Here is a 16322-nt window from a genome sequence, read left to right on the forward strand (position 1 = left end):
ACGCCGCGCGCGGGCGGGTCAGGCGGGGACGCGGACGCCCGCCAGGTGCTCGATCGTGCGGCGGGTGCTGGGGCCCACCAGTGCGGCCCAGTCCTCGGGCGCGTCGGTGAGCCAGCCGGTCAGCCGGGCGGCGAACCCCGACAGGTGCCGGGCCAGGTCGACGAGGCCGCGGTCGAAGCGGGTGGCGCCCTCGGGGGTGCGGACGAGAAGCAGCCCGGTGCGGTGCACGAGCGGCCGCAACTCCTCACCGTCGCACCGGGCGGCGGCGTGCAGCAGTGCGTCCAGGACGGCGGGTTCGTGCTCGTGGGCGAAGAGGTGCTCCCGCAGTGCGCGGCGGAGCGGGGCGCTCGCCGTCGCCCCGTCGGCGGCGAGGATTCCGGCGAGTGCGGCCCGCGCCGGCTCGGGGCCGTCGTCGAGGAGGCGGGTGACCAGGGGGAGGAGTACGGCGCGGGGTGCCGGGTCCCGGTCGAGGCGCCGGTCGACGTAGGCGGCCAGGTGTCCGGCGGTCTCGGGGCGCTCGGTCACGGTCCGGGCGACGAGGGCGGCCACCCGGTGGGTCAGCACGGGTGTGGTGGCGTCGGCGAGCCTGCGCAGCGCCTCCCCGGCGTCCGGGCCGAGCAGCCGGGCCCGGAAGGCTTCCAGGACGGGCTCGGGGTGGGTCGGCAGGGCTGCGGCCACCGCGCTCGGCGGAAGGTAGGGATCGCAGGCGGCGAAGAGGTCGAGGGCTCTGGGGAGGTGCCGGTCGCGGCAGTCCGGGTCCTGGACGAGCAGGGCGAGTGCGCCGCCGCGCAGCGGGCTGTCGGAGGGTCCGGCGAGCAGCACCAGGGCGGCGTGGCGGAGCAGGGTGCGGTCGGCGCCGGGGCGTGCGTGCGGGGCGGTGCGCAGGCCGTGGGTGACCGCCGCACGCTGCCGTGCGGGGCGTTCGTCGCGCGCCCACCGCTCCACCGCGCGGCAGAGCGCGGACGGCTCCTCCTCGGCCAGGACGCCGAGCAGTTCGTCGGCGCGGCGGTGCGCGCTGTCGACGAGTACCTCGGTGAGTCCGTCCAGGCCGCGGTGGCGGTGGGTGTGCAGCAGCGCCTGCGCCGCCGTCGCCACGGTGGCGTGCGGGGTGGCGGGCAACGGCCGTTCGTCGTCGAACCAGCGGACGAGGAGCGGCTGTACGGTCGTGGGGTCGGCGACGAGCAGCCCGGCCGCGGTGTCCAGGTGGCGGGGGCCGGGTTCGTGCGGCGGGCCGTCGGCGAGGACGAGGCGGCGCAGCAGGTCCAGGCGGGTGGTCTCGGACACGCGCAGCGCCGTCCAGAATGCGGGCCCGAAGACCCGCGGGGTCGGCTGCCCGTCCCCGGCCCGCTGCGCGATGCCGTCGGCGAGGAGCCGCAGCACTTCGGTGTACGGCGTCGCGTCGGGCACGCGGGTCAGCGCCTCGGCGAGCAGCCTGGCCGCCCACCAGGAGTGCGGGTCGAGGTCCAGGGCGTGCACCAGCTCCTCCAGGGTCAGGGCGAGCTGGGGGATGCCGTGCTGGCGGGCGAGGAGCAGGAGCGCCTCGACGACGGAGCCGATGCGGTGGTGCGGGACGGGGACGGTGTGGGTGCCGAGCGGGGTGTCGCGCCGGTGGACGAGGGCGCGCAGGGCCTCGTCCAGGTCGAGGTGGGTGCCCTGGATCCAGTCGGCGAGCTCCTCGTGCGCGAAGCGGTAGCCGCTGCCCGCGGGTACGAAGAGGCCCTCGGCGAGCACGGCCGGTGCCCAGCCGGTGCCGCCGCCCAGCCGGGCCGGGGCCGGTCCGCACGGGAACAGCGTCTCGAAGGACTCCCGGTCCAGACCGCCCTGCCCGGGTCCGAGACTGCGCCGGGCCGCCTCGTGGACCTGCCCGGAGACCTTCGCGGCGAGCCGGCGTACGGCGGTGCCGTGCAGGCCGCTCTCCCCGGCCAGGCGGGTGGCCACGCGCAGGCACATCAGGTCCAGATACGCCGTGAACACCGCGTCCCGGGTGACGGGCACGGGGGCCGGGGGGCCGGGGAGGGCGGACCGGACCTCCGCGAGCAGGCGGATCGTGAGGGGGTGCCCGGCGTCCGGGTCCGCCAGGGCGCCTTCCGGCACGCCGTGGCGGGCGCGCGCCTCCCGGGCCTCGTCGTCGCGCAGGTCGCCGAGGCGGAGGCAGGGCGGGAGCCCGGCCTGCCCGCGGACCGGGGCGCCCGCGATCACCCGCTGTGCGGACGCAGGCCCGCCTTCAACGGCGTCCGTCCCACCCGACGGGCCTGTGGCCGTCCCCGGCGCCGGTCGCGGCCCGCCGGCGCCAACGGTACGATGCGGCCACGCCGCCGCACGGGAGGCACCGCCATTCGCACCGAGCGCCGCCGCACCTCCGGCAGCTCCCGCCCCGGGCTCCCGCAGGCCGTCCCCGGGCGAGGACACGCCACCGACCGACCCCGGCCAAGGCACGGAGGCCGTGGACACCGTGGGCCGTGGCGCCTCCCCCGCCGCGCCAGAGACCCCGCCACTCGCACCGAGCGTCGGTACAGCCCCACCAGTCCCCGCCGCACCACCGGCATCACCGACACCACCGGCACCACCGGCACCACCGGCACGACCGGCACGACCGGCACCACCGGCACCAGGCCGACCTTCCGAAGCCATGAACACCGTGGGCAGCGGAACCTCCCTCGCCGCGCCAGACACCCCACCACTCGCACCGAGTGTCGGCACGCCCCCAGCAGCCCCCGACCCCGGCTCCCGCAGACCGGCCCCGGGCGAGGGCACCCCACCGGCCGCCCCCGACCCCGATCCCCGCCCCGGCACGGCAACCTCTGCCCCGGACGACAGCGCACCACCCGCCGCGCCCACCGCGTCGCCCGGAACGGGCCACGGCCCCGGAGCGGTGGACGCCCGGGGCGACGGGACCTCCGCCGCCCACGCGGGCCGCCGTGCCGCGCCCGCACCCGCACCCGGATCCGCACCCGCGCCCGCCGGGCCCGGCGAAGGCGCCCCGGGGTCCGGGGCGTGCAGCAGGTCCCGCGGGAACTCCGCCCCCGCGTGCTCCCAGTACTCCGCGCGGCAGGCCACCACGAGCCGTGTGCCCGTCTCCCGGAGCCAGGCGGCCGTGCGCTCGGTCCACTCGGGGAGGCGGTGGGCCAGGACGGGCGGGATCTCCTCCGGGCCGTCCAGGACGATCAGGAGAGGCCGTCCGGCGGTGCGGGCCAGGTGGGCGAGGCGTTCGGGGACGACGTCGCCGAGGCCGCCGGGGCCCGGGCGGTCCGCCTCCGGGGCGGCGACGATGCGGGCGGCCCGGGCCAGCGTCCGGTGTACCGCGTCCGCCAGCGACATGTCGTCGTCGTGCAGATCGGCCCCGCGCAGCCAGAGCGTGGGGGCCGCTGCCGGTCCCCTGGCACGGCGGGCGGCGAGGGCCGCCAGCTCGGTCGTACGGCCGCTGCCCGGTGCGCCGACCAGGCCAAGGACGCGGACGCCGCTCGTGGCGAAGGCGGCGAACTCGCGCTGCACCCCCGCCCGTTCGACCGGTTCCCGGGCGTCGGGTCCGCCGTACGGCCCGGCGGCGTGCCCGGTTTCCGTGACCGACGTCGCCGTGAGGGCGAGCACGCCGGCCAGGTTGAGGTCGGCGCCGTACGCCGGGACCGTCGCCGCGTTCTCCGCGAGCAGGTCGGCGAGCGGGCCCGCGGCCGCGCGGCGCAGCGGCACGGCGAAGCCGACGTCGCTGTGGCCGGAGCTGAGGGCGGTGCCGAGGACGCCGAGGACGGCGCCGGTGGCCACGTCGAGCACGGGCCCGCCGGCCGCTCCCCCGCCCAGCCGGAGGGCGTCGCGCCCGCAGGTGCCGACGGCCAGCTCGATGGCGTCGCCGAGGAGGTGGAAGCGGTCGGTGGCGGTGTAGGTGACGTCGGTGGAGCCCAGCACCCGGGCCTCGCGCCAGCCGCCGGCGGCGATCCGGACGTAGGTCCCGGCCTCGACGCGGTCCCGCGTGCTCAGCGGCAGCGGGTCGGCGCCGAGGCCCTCGGTGCGCACGAGGGCAAGGCCGAGGGCGGGCAGCGGGACGACATCGGCGGCGGCCACGACGCGGCGGCGGCCCCCGGCGGTGCTCAGGACCAGCCGGGTCAGGCCGTCGACCGCTTCGTGGCTGGTGAGCACGGTGCCGTGGTGGTCGGCGACGAATCCCGTGCCGCGGGGGCGGCCGGCGAGGTCGTGGACGCGGATCAGGGCGGCGTCGGATGCGTCGTGCTCCGCCGGGTCGGCCACCCGGACGGCCGGGGGTCCGCCTCGCGCCTCCCGGGAGCCGTCCCCGGGCCGCTCTCCCGCCCTGCCGCCCGTCGCCTCCCGGGACCGGTTCCGCGACGCCATCGTCGAACCTCCCCGCCGTACACCCGTGCTGTGTGTTCGACGGTAGGCGCGTGATGATCAGCCGGACAGAGCCCCCGGCGAACGCGCCCCCTTCCACTCCCCCGGTTCACTCCGAGCGCCTGCCCGGACGGGTGAACAGAAGGGGTGGGTTGGATACACCCTAGGGGTGGGGGAACCGAGGGGGGACCGTGGAGCGGCGACAGTGGCAGTCCCCGTGTGCGCCGCTCCACGGGCGGACCCGACGGTGTGCGGGCTCAGCCGAAGACGGCCAGGCTCTTCGCCTTGCCCTTGTGCTCCTCCACGAGGGCGAGGAGGCGCCCCTCGGGATCGAAGACGGCGACGGCACCGACGCCCGTGTACTCCTCGGGCATCTCCAGCCGCACGCCGTTGGTGAGCAGCCTGGCCCGCCTGGCGTCCACCGCCCAGCGCGGGAAGGCGGCGCCGGCCGCGTCCGCGACGGGCATGACGGTGAGCTCCTGCTGGAGCTGGTCCAGGGTCCGGGCGCCGTCCAGCTTGTACGGCCCGACGCGGGTGCGGCGCAGCGCCGTGAGGTGCCCGCCGACGCCGAGTCCGGCGCCCAGGTCGCGGGCCAGCGCCCGGATGTAGGTGCCGGACGAGCAGGTCACCGAGACCACCAGGTCCAGGACCGGGGTGCCGTCGTCGGCGACGGCGTCCCGGACGTCGTACACCGCGAAGGAGGAGACGGTGACGGGGCGGGCGGGGATCTCGAACTCCTCTCCCTCGCGCGCCCGCTTGTAGGAGCGCACGCCCTTGATCTTGATGGCGCTGACCTTGGACGGCACCTGCATGATGTCGCCGCTCAGCTCGGCGACGCCGGCGTCGATCGCCTCCCGGGTGACCTTCGAGGCGTCCCGCGACCCCGTGATCTCGCCCTCGGCGTCGTCGGTGAGCGTCGTCTGCCCGAGCCTGATGGTGCCCAGGTACTCCTTCTCGGTGAGGGCGAGGTGCCCGAGGAGCTTGGTGGCCCGCTCCACACCGAGGACCAGGACGCCCGTCGCCATCGGGTCGAGCGTGCCGGCGTGCCCGACGCGCCGGGTGCGGGCGATGCCCCGCATCTTGGCGACGACGTCGTGCGAAGTGAAGCCCGACGGCTTGTCGACGATGACAAGGCCGTCGGGCGTGGTGTGCTTGTCGGTCATTTAGCGGTGTCGTCCGTCTCGTCGGCCTCGGTCTCGTCCTCGTCCGGCTTGCGGTACGGGTCCGCCTCGCCCGCGTACGTGGCGCCCGCGGACGCCTCGCGCACCTTCTCGTCGGACTGCCGCGCCTTGTCGAGGAGGTCCTCGATGTTGCGGGCGGTGTCCGGCAGGGCGTCCATGACGAAGGTCAGGGTCGGCGTGAACTTCACGCCGGCCGCCTTGCCCACCTCGGAGCGCAGGATGCCCTTGGCGCTCTCCAGGCCCGCCGTGGCGGCCTTCCGCTCCTCGTCGTCCCCGTAGACCGTGTAGAAGACGGTCGCCTCCCGCAGGTCACCGGTGACCCGCGTGTCCGTGATGGTGACGTGCGAGCCGAGCCGCGGGTCCTTGATCCCGCGCTGCAGCTTCTGGGCCACCACCTCTCGGATGAGGTCCGCCAGCCTTTTCGCCCGCGCGTTGTCGGCCACTGGTCCGTCTCCCGTTCTTTCTTCTCTTGCCTGATCCGGCTTCCGGCTTCTTCGTGCCCGATCCGGTCTTCCGCCCGTTCTGGTCAGTCGTCGTCGCCGTGGAAGCGCCGCCTGACGGACAGCAGTTCCACCTCGGGTCGGCCGGCCACCAGCCGCTCGCACCGGTCGAGCACGTCGCTGAGGTGGCCCGCGTCGCCGGACACCAGGGCCAGGCCGACGACGGCCCGGCGATGGAGGTTCATGTGCTCCACCTCCGCCGCGCTCACCGCGTACTTCCGCTGGAGTTCGGCGACGATCGGGCGGACGACGGAGCGCTTCTCCTTCAGCGAATGTACGTCGCCGAGGAGGAGGTCGAAGGACAGCGTCCCCACATACATGTGCAGCCGGTTCACCCGCCGGTCCGGGATCGATGGCCCCGCCGCGAACGGGCGGGATCATCTGAACCGTACAACGAACGGCCGGGGCCGATCGACGGAATTGTGCTCCGCCGACCGGCCCCGGACCGGTCACTCCCGGAAGTCGCGGTGCTTACACCCGCGGCTTCTCGCGCATCTCGTACGTCGCGATGACGTCGTCGACCTTGATGTCGTTGAAGTTTCCGAGGTTGATACCGCCCTCGAAGCCTTCGCGGATCTCGGTGACGTCGTCCTTGAAGCGACGCAGACCCTCGATGTTGAGGTTCTCCGCGATGACCTTGCCATCGCGCAGGAGGCGCGCCTTGGTGTTGCGCTTGACCTCGCCGGAGCGGATGAGAACACCCGCGATGTTGCCCAGCTTGGAGGAGCGGAAGACCTCGCGGATCTCCGCCGTGCCCAGCTCGACCTCTTCGTACTCCGGCTTGAGCATGCCCTTGAGGGCCGCCTCGATCTCCTCGATCGCCTGGTAGATGACCGAGTAGTACCGGACGTCCACGCCTTCGCGCTCGGCCATCTGCGCGGCACGCCCGGCGGCGCGCACGTTGAAGCCGATCACGATGGCGTCGGAGCCCATCGCCAGGTCGATGTCGGACTCCGTGACCGCACCGACGCCGCGGTGCAGGACGCGGATGTCGACCTCTTCGCCGACGTCCAGCTGGAGCAGGGAGGATTCCAGCGCCTCGACCGATCCGGACGCGTCGCCCTTGATGATCAGGTTGAGCTGCTGGACCTCGCCGGCCTTCAGCACCTTGTCCAGGTCCTCCAGCGACACGCGGCGCGTGCGCTTGGCGAACGCGGCGTTGCGCTCGCGTGCGGCGCGCTTCTCCGCGATCTGGCGGGCCGTACGGTCCTCCTCGACCACGATGAAGTTGTCACCGGCGCCCGGGACGTTGGTCAGACCCAGCACCTGGACCGGCGTGGACGGACCCGCCTCGGCGACGTTGTTGCCGTTGTCGTCGAGCATGGCGCGGACGCGGCCGTAGGCGTCGCCCACCACCATCGTGTCGCCGACCCGCAGGGTGCCTCGCTGCACGAGGACCGTCGCCACGGCACCGCGGCCGCGGTCGAGACGGGACTCGATCGAGATGCCCTGCGCGTCCTGGACCGGGTTGGCCCGCAGGTCGAGCGAGGCGTCCGCGGTGAGGACCACGGCCTCCAGCAGGGAGTCGATGTGCAGACCCTGCTTGGCGGAGATGTCGACGAACATGGTGTCGCCGCCGTACTCCTCGGCCACCAGGCCGTACTCGGTCAGCTGACCGCGCACCTTGGTCGGGTCGGCGCCCTCGACGTCGATCTTGTTGACCGCGACGACGATCGGGACCTCGGCCGCCTTGGCGTGGTTGAGCGCCTCGACCGTCTGCGGCATGACGCCGTCGTTGGCCGCGACGACCAGGATCGCGATGTCGGTCGACCGGGCACCACGGGCACGCATGGCGGTGAACGCCTCGTGACCCGGGGTGTCGATGAAGGTGATCTTGCGCTCTTCGTCGTTGACCTCGGTCGCGACCTGGTAGGCACCGATGTGCTGGGTGATGCCGCCGGCCTCGCCCGCGATGACGTTCGTCTTGCGGATGGCGTCGAGCAGTCGGGTCTTGCCGTGGTCGACGTGACCCATGACCGTGACCACCGGAGGACGGACGACCAGGTCCTCCTCGGACCCCTCGTCCTCGCCGAACTCCAGGTCGAAGGACTCGAGCAGCTCGCGGTCCTCCTCCTCCGGGCTGACGATCTGAACCGTGTAGTTCATCTCGCCCGCGAGGAGCTGGAGCGTCTCGTCGGAGACAGACTGGGTCGCGGTGACCATCTCGCCGAGGTTCATCATGACCGCGACGAGCGACGCCGGGTTGGCGTTGATCTTCTCCGCGAAGTCGGTGAGCGACGCACCGCGCGACAGGCGAATGGTCTCGCCGTTGCCGCGAGGCAGCATCACGCCGCCGACCGACGGGGCCTGCATGGCCTCGTACTCCTGGCGCCTCTGCCGCTTCGACTTGCGACCGCGACGCGCGGGACCGCCGGGACGGCCGAAGGCGCCCTGCGTGCCACCACGGCCACCGGGACCGCCGGGACGACCGCCGAAGCCGGGACGGCCACCGCCGCCGCCGAAGCCGCCGCCACCACCGGGACGACCGGCGAAACCGCCGCCGCCACCGGGACGACCGCCACCGCCGCCACCGGGACGACCGGCGAAGCCGCCGCCGCCACCGGGACGACCGCCGCCGCCGGGACGACCGGCACCGCCGGGACCGCGACCGCCGCCACCGGGGCCGGGACGCGGGCCCGCAGCGGGACGCTGCGGCATCATGCCGGGGTTCGGACGCGGGCCGCCGCCGGGACGGGGACCGGCGCCGCCGCCCTGCGGACGCGGCATCGCGCCCGGGCTCGGACGGTTGCCGCCCGGAGCCTGGGGACGGGGACCGCCGCCCTGGCCGCCGGGACCCTGCGGACGGGGACCGCCGCCGGGAGCACCACCGGGACCGCCCGGGCGGGGCCCGCCCTGCGGACGGGGCGCCTGCGGACGCGCCATGCCGGCGTTGCCGCCGGAGGTGAAGGGGTTGTTACCCGGACGCGGACCGCCGGGACGGCCACCGGGACGCTGCGCCGGGGCACCGGGACGCTGGCCGCCGGGACGGCCCTGGCCGCCCTGCTGGCCACGGTCCTGACCCGGACCGGACGGACGGGCACCGCCGGGCTTGGGGGCACCGGGACGCGCACCGCCGGGCTTCGGACCGGACGGAGCCGGGGCCGGAGTGGACGGAGCGGCCGGAGCCGCCGGCGGAGCGGTGAACTCCGGCGCGGCCGGGGCCGGACGCGGCGCGGGCTTGGGGCCCGGCGTCGGGCGCGGACCCTGCGACGGAGCCGGCGCGGGGGCCGACGGAGCCGCGGGCTGCTCGGCAGCCGCGGGCTTGGGTGCGGCCGGCGGACGCGGGGCGGCCGGACGGTCCCCCGCTGCCTTGGCGGCCTGGGAGGGACCGGCCTGCGCCGGGGACGGCGCCGACGGCCTGGGGGCGGCCTTCTTCGGGGCCGCGGGGCGGCCGGCGGCACGGCCGTTGCCGCCACCCTGCTGGAATGCGTCTGTCAGCTTGCGTACTACGGGCGCTTCGATGGTCGAAGACGCCGAACGGACGAATTCACCGAGTTCCTGGAGCTTGGCCATGACGACCTTGCTCTCGACACCGAACTCCTTGGCGAGTTCGTAGACCCGGACCTTAGCCACTTCGCTCCTCTGAGGTCCGGGTTGCGTCCGGACCGTCGCTAGTTCATGGGCGTACTCATCGCGTACTCATCGAGTGCTCATCGCAATCTCGACCTGCTTTCGACTCGCGAGGTACCAAGCCGCGCGGGGTATCCGCGCGGCATGTCTTCCTTACCACGTTGCTCACATGCTGCTTTCAGCAACCTTGTGGCAACCTTCTGCCTGCTCGACGTAGTGGCGCAACGCCTTTACGTCGAGCGGGCCCGGGACGCGGAGCGCCCGCGGAAACGCCTTGCGGCGCACCGCCTGGTCGACACACTCCGGTGCGGGGTGTACATACGCACCCCGGCCGGGCAGCGTACCGCGTGGATCAGGGGTGCAATGACCCTCGACCGCCACGGTGCGCAGCAGCTCGCTCTTGACCGCTCGCTCCCGGCACCCCACGCAGGTGCGCTCGGGGCATGCTCGGGTACGTGTCCGGCCAGACACTCCTAAGTCTACCTCCCCGGACCGACCTCACCCCTTCGGGGCAAGAATCGAACACGTGCCGCACGCAAAGCTGTCGTGATCTCAGCGGCGTGCGGCTTGGATCTATTCCCCGTGGCCGCCGGACGACCGCTCCGGCGACGCGTCCGAGGGCTGTTCGGTGTCGGGGCGGATGTCGATCCGCCAGCCGGTCAGCCGGGCCGCGAGCCGGGCGTTCTGGCCTTCCTTGCCGATGGCCAGCGAGAGCTGGTAGTCGGGCACGATCACGCGCGCGGAGCGGGCCGCCAGGTCCACGACCTCCACCTTGGAGACGCGGGCCGGGGAGAGCGCGTTCGCCACCATCTCGGCCGGGTCGTCCGACCAGTCGACGATGTCGATCTTCTCGCCGTTCAGCTCGCCCATGACGTTGCGCACCCGGCCGCCCATGGGGCCGATGCAGGCGCCCTTGGCGTTCAGGCCCGAGCGGGTGGAGCGTACGGCGATCTTGGTGCGGTGACCGGCCTCGCGGGCGATCGCGGAGATCTCGACGGATCCGTCGGCGATCTCCGGCACCTCCAGGGCGAAGAGCTTCTTCACCAGGTTGGGGTGGGTGCGGGAGAGCGTCACGGAGGGGCCCCGTACGCCCTTGGCCACCCGGACCACGTACGAGCGCAGGCGCGTGCCGTGCGGGTAGGTCTCGCCGGGCACCTGCTCCTGCACCGGCAGGATGGCCTCCAGCTTGCCGATGTCCACCAGCACGTTCTTCGGGTCGCGGCCCTGCTGGACCACGCCGGTGACGATGTCGCCCTCCCGGCCGGCGTACTCGCCGAGCGTCGCGTCGTCCTCGGCGTCGCGCAGCCGCTGCAGGATGACCTGCTTGGCGGTGGTGGCGGCGATGCGGCCGAAGTCGGACGGGGTGTCGTCGAACTCGCGGGCCGCCTGGCCCTCCTCGAGGTCGTCCGGGTCCTCCTTCGCCCACACCGTCACGTGGCCGGTGTTCCGGTCGAGCTCCACGCGCGCGTGCCGGCGGCTTCCCTCGGTGCGGTGGTAGGCGATGAGGAGGGCCGACTCGATCGCTTCGACCAGCAGGTCGAAGGAGATCTCCTTCTCCCGTACCAAGCCCCGCAGGGCGCTCATGTCGATGTCCACGGCTACGCCTCCTCCTCTTCCGTCTTGTTGTCGCTGTCTTTAGCGTCTGGGGCGTCTTTGGCGTCCTTGCGGTTGAACTCGACCTGGACGCGGGCCTTGTCGATGTCGCCGAAGGGCAGTCTGCGGGTGGTGGGCTTGCGGCCCTTCACCCCTGGTACTTCGAGGTCGAGTCCGTCCTCGTCCACGGCGAGGATGCGGGCGACCAGTTCGCCGCCCTCGTGCAGCTGGAAGCGGACCAGGCGGTCCGTGGCGCGCACGTAGTGGCGGTGCTGGGTGAGGGCGCGCTCCGCGCCGGGGGTACCGACCTCGAGGGTGTACTCCCCCTCGCCCATCGCGTCGGTCTCGTCGAGCTTCGCCGAGAGCGCGCGGCTCACATCGGCGATCCGGTCCAGGTCCGCTCCGGTGTCGGAGTCCACGACCACGCTCAGCACACGCCTGCGGCCGACCGAGTCCACCGCGATCTCTTCGAGGTCCAGTCCCTGGGAGGCGACGAGCGGCTCAAGCAGCTCTCGCAGCCTCTCGCTCTGGGTGGTGCTCATCCGGGTGACTCCTCGGCCGCGTGTGCTGTTGTGGGTCGGTGCGCGTGTCTGGTCAAAGGGTATCCGGTCGCGGGGGGTGTTGCCGTCCACCCGGGTCCGGCGGTGCCGGTGAGTGGTGGCCGGGCGGGGCACGGGTACCGTGATCACGGGCGGGCGGGATTGCGGGTTTCCGTCTCGTTCTCGTTCGTCGCGTTCGTCGTTGGCTGTCTTCTCGTTCGTCGTTGGTTGTCTTCTCGTTCGTCGTTGGTTGTCTTCATCGTTCATCGCTGTTCTGTCGTCGCTTTGTCGTCTTGTCGTCGTTTCCGTACGAGTCTGTCGAGGACGTCTGCCGTGTCGCTTTCCCCATCGCCGCGCCTGCCCCGGGGGCCGCGCAGAAGGAGCCTGCTCGCGTCGGCCGCCGGGGCCGCACTGCTCGCCGGCTGTACCGGAGGGTCGGGCTCCGGCGAGGCGGGGGCCGGACCGTCGGCTGTCGAGCGGGCACGCGCGCGTGCGGCTCGGGACAGTGAGGAACTGGCCGCGCGGTACGCGGCCGTGATCGCGGCGCATCCGGGGCTGGCGGAGCGGCTGCGGCCACTGCGGGAGGAGGTCCTGCGGCACGCGGAGGCGTTCGGCGGGGGGCGGGCGGCTTCGCCGACGGCGTCGGGTACGGCGGCGGGTACGGGGGCGTCGCCTTCGGCCTCCGTTCGGGCTGCCGGGCCGGGGAATGGCTCCGAGGGCTCCGGTGTCGTGCCCTCGGACGAGAAGGGCGCATTGGCCCTGCTCGCCGGGGCCGAGCGGAAGCTGACCGGCCGGCGGGCCGAGGCGCTGCTCGATGTGCCGGGTGAGTCGGCGCGGCTGCTGGCCTCCGTCGCGGCGGCCGGGGCGGCGCACGTGTTTCTGCTGACGGAGGGCTGACGGGTGGGCAAGGCGGAGGACGGGCGGCTGGCCGCGCTCCAGGCGGCGCTGGCGGCGGAGCACGCGGCCGTGTACGGCTACGGGGTCGTCGGCGGGCGGATCGGTGAGAAACGGCGTAACGAGGCGCGGACGGCGTACGACGCGCACCGGGCGCGGCGGGACACGCTGGCGCGCGAGGTGAAGGACCTGGGCGGCGAACCGGTCGCCGCGGCGGCGGGGTACGCGCTGCCCTTCTCGGTGCCGGACTCGGCGGCGGCGGTGCGGCTGGCGGCCGAGCTGGAGGACCGGGTGGCCGGGGTCTACTCCGACCTGGTACGGGCGGCCGAGGGCGACGGGCGGGCCGCGGCGGCCGCGGCGCTGCGCGAGGCCGCGGTCCGCGCGGTGCGTTGGCGGGGCGGGAGCGTAGCCTTCCCTGGGCTCGCAGAGCGGGCCGCGACGGCATCACCGACTGCGTAACGCGTACGGCATTCCGTACGGGAAGGGAACGGCTCGCGCATGGCTTTCGAACCGCCGCGGCGTTTGGTCAGGGCGCTCGGCGAGACGGCACCGGGCGGTGACGACTGGTTGGCGAAGCTGCCCGAAGTGGCGGAACGGGCCGTGGCGCAGCGCGGGTTGACGGTGGAGCGGGTGCAGGTGCCCGGGGGGCGCGGCAGCCTGGTGGTGCTGGTGCGGACGGCCGAGGGTGAGCCGGCGGTGCTGAAGCTCGCCCCGCGCCGGGCGCGGCCGGAGAGCGAGCGGGCCGCGCTGGTGCACTGGGGTGGGCGGGGTGCCGTGCAGGTGCGGGAGGAGGGGGCCGAGGAGGGCGTACTGCTGCTGGAGCGGCTGCATCCGGACGTGTCGGTGCGGTCGTTGCCGGAGGCGAAGGCGTTGCTTGAGGCCGCGGGGACGTTGCGGCGGCTGTGGGTGGAGCCGCCGGGCTCCCATCCGTTCGAGACGGTGGCCGAGCGGACGGGGCGGCAGGCGGAGGCGATGCGGGCGGGAGCGGCGGCGGATGCCGAGGTGGCGCCGCTGGTGGACGCGGCGCTCGCAATGCGTGCGGAGCTGTTGGCCGGGGCGTCGGAGCAGCGGCTGCTGCACGGGACGTTCCGGCAGAGCAAGGTGCTCGCCGGGGATCGGATGCCGTGGCTGGCGGTGGGGCCCGATCCGGTGGTCGGGGAGAGCGCGTTCGATCTGGCGCGGCTCGTGCGGGACCGGGTGGAGGATCTGATCGCACAGCCGTCGGGGGCCTCGACGACTCGGCGGCGGATCAAGCGGCTCGCGGAGTCGCTGGAGGTCGATCAGGAACGGCTGCGCGGCTGGACGCTGTTCCGGGCGGTGGAGTCCGGGGTGCGGGCCCGGCGGGTGGGGCGTGAGCGGGACGCGGAGCTGTTGTTGGAGTTCGCGGGCTGGTTGTGACGGGGCGGGTGCCTGCGGCGGCCTGTGCGGGTGTGGTGGGGGTGCGCGTAGCGCCGTTTGTCCGGTGGGTGGGTCGGGGCCGCGCCGGGGGGTGTCCGTCCTCGGAACGGCGCGAAATCGGTCGGCTACGGGGGCTCGGCGCGTTGACGCGCCAACCGCTGCGGGCGGACACCCCCCGACACGACCCCTCACCGCCGTACGCGGCTTCCCCGCCAACGCTCCGCGTCCCGGTCCCTCGCCGTACGCGGCTCTCCCCGCCACCGCTCCGCGTTCGCCTTCTCGCCGTACGCGGCTTTCCCCGGCCCAGCCGCGGGTCCCGTCACGCCGCCGCAGCTGCGCGCCGCCGCCACGCCGCCGCCGCTGCGGGTCGCCGCTATGTCGCCGCCGCTGCGGGCAGTCGTGCCGCTGGGGCGGCACGGGTGGGCGGTGGGGGTACCTCCCAGGCCGTTCAGGCACTGGGGGAGGCACCCCGCAACGCCGGGCCGCGTCCCCCTCTCGCCCGCACCCACGCCGGGCACCCGGTGCTGCGCCGGGGCGCGGGCCCACCCCCGGGTGCCAGGACCACGCCGGGTCGCCTACCCCCGGGCGTCAGCCGGAGAGGCGGGCCAGGGCCTCCTCGACCGTTACTTCCTCGCGCTCGCCCGTGCGGCGGTCCTTCAGCTCGACGACGCCCTCGGCGGAGCGGCGGCCGGCCACCAGGATCTGGGGGACGCCGATGAGTTCGGCGTCGGTGAACTTCACGCCCGGGGACACTCCCGCGCGGTCGTCCACCAGGACGCGGACGCCGGCCGCGGCCAGCTTGTCGGAGACCTCCAGGGCCAGCTCGGTCTGGAGCGCCTTGCCCGCGGCGACCACGTGGACGTCGGCCGGGGCGACCTCCTTGGACCAGACGAGGCCCTTGTCGTCGGCGTGCTGTTCGGCGAGGGCGGCCACCGCGCGGGAGACGCCGATGCCGTAGGAGCCCATCGTGACGCGGGCCGGCTTGCCGTTCTGGCCGAGGACGTCGAGCTTGAGGGCGTCGGCGTACTTACGGCCCAGCTGGAAGATGTGGCCGATCTCGATCGCGCGGTCCAGCTTGAGGCCGGTGCCGCAGTTGGGGCAGGGGTCGCCCTCGCGGACGACCACGACGTCGACGTAGGTGTCGACCTCGAAGTCGCGGCCCGCCACGACGTTCTTGGCGTGGGTGTCGGCCTTGTTGGCGCCCGTGATCCACGCGGTGCCCGGCGCGACGCGGGGGTCGGCGATGTACTTGACCTTCTCGCCCAGGCCCTGCGGGCCGACGTAGCCGCGGACCAGGTCGGGGCGGCCTACGAAGTCCTCGGCGGTGACCAGTTCTACGGCGGCGGGGGCGAAGTGGGCCTCGACCTTGTCCATATCGACCTCGCGGTCGCCGGGGACGCCCACGGCGACGATCTCGCCGTCCACCTTGACCAGGAGGTTCTTGAGGGTGGCGGAGGCCTCGACGCCGAGGGAGGCGGCCAGGGTCTCGATGGTGGGGGTGTCGGGGGTCGGGATGTCCTCGGCGCCGGGGACATCCGTGACCTCGACCGGGGTGAGGGTGTAGGTGATCGCCTCGGTGTTGGCGGCGTAGTCGCAGTTCGGGCAGTCCGCGAAGGTGTCCTCGCCGGCCTCCGCGGGGGCCAGGAACTCCTCGGACTTGGAGCCGCCCATGGCGCCGGCGGTGGCCGCGACGATGCGGTAGTCGAGGCCCAGGCGTTCGAAGATGCGCTGGTAGGCGGCGCGGTGCAGGGCGTAGGACTCGGCGAGGCCCTCGTCGGCCACGTCGAAGGAGTAGGAGTCCTTCATGAGGAACTCGCGGCCGCGCAGGATGCCGGCCCGGGGGCGGGCCTCGTCGCGGTACTTGTTCTGGATCTGGTAGAGGATGACCGGCAGGTCCTTGTAGGAGGACGCCTGGTCCTTGACGAGGAGGGTGAAGATCTCCTCGTGGGTGGGGCCGAGGAGGTAGTCGCCGCCCTTGCGGTCCTGGAGGCGGAAGAGTTCGGGTCCGTACTCGTCCCAGCGGCCCGTGGCCTCGTACGGCTCGCGCGGCAGGAGGGCGGGGAGCTGGACCTCCTGGGCGCCGATGGCGTCCATTTCCTCGCGGACGATGCGCTCGATGTTGCCGAGGACCTTCTTGCCGAGCGGCAGCCAGCTCCACAGGCCGGCGGCGGTGCGGCGCACGTAGCCGGCGCGGACCAGCAGCTTGTGGCTGAGGACCTCGGCGTCCGCCGGGTCGTCGCGCAGCGTCTTCGCCATCAACTTCGACATGCGCTGGACCGGTGCGTTGGCCATGGTTCTCGTGTCTCCTG

The 16322-nt window shown here is 74.0% G+C and carries 12 protein-coding genes; 3 read left to right on the forward strand and 9 right to left on the reverse strand.

The features are described from left to right. Positions 1 to 18: 18 nt before the first annotated feature. The 8 genes from ACFYZ3_RS31310 to rimP all read right to left on the reverse strand — a co-directional run bounded on the left by ACFYZ3_RS31310 (position 19) and on the right by rimP (position 11724). On the reverse strand, positions 19 to 4341 hold the full coding sequence (locus ACFYZ3_RS31310) for a hypothetical protein (protein WP_388524718.1): 4323 nt from the start codon (positions 4339 to 4341) through the stop codon (positions 19 to 21). Positions 4342 to 4595: 254 nt separating this feature from the next. After that, positions 4596 to 5501 (reverse strand): tRNA pseudouridine(55) synthase TruB, encoded by a 906-nt coding sequence (gene truB / locus ACFYZ3_RS31315; protein ID WP_388524721.1) that lies wholly within the window; start codon positions 5499 to 5501, stop codon positions 4596 to 4598. Then, positions 5498 to 5962: a 30S ribosome-binding factor RbfA gene (gene rbfA, locus ACFYZ3_RS31320; protein WP_388524724.1), complete on the reverse strand. Its 465-nt coding sequence runs from the start codon at positions 5960 to 5962 to the stop codon at positions 5498 to 5500. Before rbfA ends, truB begins: the two co-directional genes overlap by 4 nt. 83 nt (positions 5963 to 6045) lie before the next feature. Beyond that, on the reverse strand, positions 6046 to 6339 hold the full coding sequence (locus tag ACFYZ3_RS31325; RefSeq protein WP_003973319.1) for a DUF503 domain-containing protein: 294 nt from the start codon (positions 6337 to 6339) through the stop codon (positions 6046 to 6048). Between the two features lie 151 nt (positions 6340 to 6490). Beyond that, the gene (gene infB / locus ACFYZ3_RS31330; RefSeq protein WP_388524727.1) at positions 6491 to 9592 is read right to left on the reverse strand and encodes a translation initiation factor IF-2; all 3102 of its coding nucleotides are present in this window, start codon (positions 9590 to 9592) and stop codon (positions 6491 to 6493) included. A 162-nt stretch (positions 9593 to 9754) separates the two neighbouring features. Next, positions 9755 to 10060, reverse strand: a complete 306-nt coding sequence (locus ACFYZ3_RS31335; RefSeq protein ID WP_361011661.1) for a YlxR family RNase P modulator — start codon at positions 10058 to 10060, stop codon at positions 9755 to 9757. Between the two features lie 102 nt (positions 10061 to 10162). Continuing rightward, positions 10163 to 11185, reverse strand: a complete 1023-nt coding sequence (nusA, locus tag ACFYZ3_RS31340) for a transcription termination factor NusA (protein ID WP_388524730.1) — start codon at positions 11183 to 11185, stop codon at positions 10163 to 10165. Between the two features lie 2 nt (positions 11186 to 11187). Further along, complete coding sequence (rimP, locus tag ACFYZ3_RS31345; RefSeq protein ID WP_361011657.1) at positions 11188 to 11724, reverse strand: ribosome maturation factor RimP; 537 nt, start codon at positions 11722 to 11724, stop codon at positions 11188 to 11190. A gap of 330 nt (positions 11725 to 12054) precedes the next feature. Between rimP and ACFYZ3_RS31350 the strand changes: the two genes are divergently transcribed. Genes ACFYZ3_RS31350 through ACFYZ3_RS31360 form a run of 3 tightly spaced genes read left to right on the forward strand, consistent with a single transcriptional unit; the run spans position 12055 to position 14013 of the window. Further along, entirely contained in the window at positions 12055 to 12618 is a 564-nt protein-coding gene (locus ACFYZ3_RS31350) for a hypothetical protein (RefSeq protein WP_388524733.1), read from the forward strand. 3 nt (positions 12619 to 12621) lie between these two features. Continuing rightward, the gene (locus tag ACFYZ3_RS31355; RefSeq protein ID WP_388524736.1) at positions 12622 to 13074 is read left to right on the forward strand and encodes a ferritin-like domain-containing protein; all 453 of its coding nucleotides are present in this window, start codon (positions 12622 to 12624) and stop codon (positions 13072 to 13074) included. Positions 13075 to 13113: 39 nt separating this feature from the next. Next, a complete protein-coding gene (locus tag ACFYZ3_RS31360) occupies positions 13114 to 14013 on the forward strand; it encodes an aminoglycoside phosphotransferase family protein (RefSeq protein ID WP_388524739.1) in 900 nt (299 codons plus the stop codon). 588 nt (positions 14014 to 14601) lie between these two features. Here ACFYZ3_RS31360 and ACFYZ3_RS31365 read toward each other — a convergent pair. Beyond that, positions 14602 to 16305 (reverse strand): proline--tRNA ligase, encoded by a 1704-nt coding sequence (locus tag ACFYZ3_RS31365; protein ID WP_388524742.1) that lies wholly within the window; start codon positions 16303 to 16305, stop codon positions 14602 to 14604. Positions 16306 to 16322 lie beyond the last annotated feature (17 nt).

Origin of the sequence: Streptomyces sp. NPDC001599, from assembly GCF_042893535.1 — a bacterium.
Taxonomy (GTDB): Bacteria; Actinomycetota; Actinomycetes; order Streptomycetales; family Streptomycetaceae; genus Streptomyces.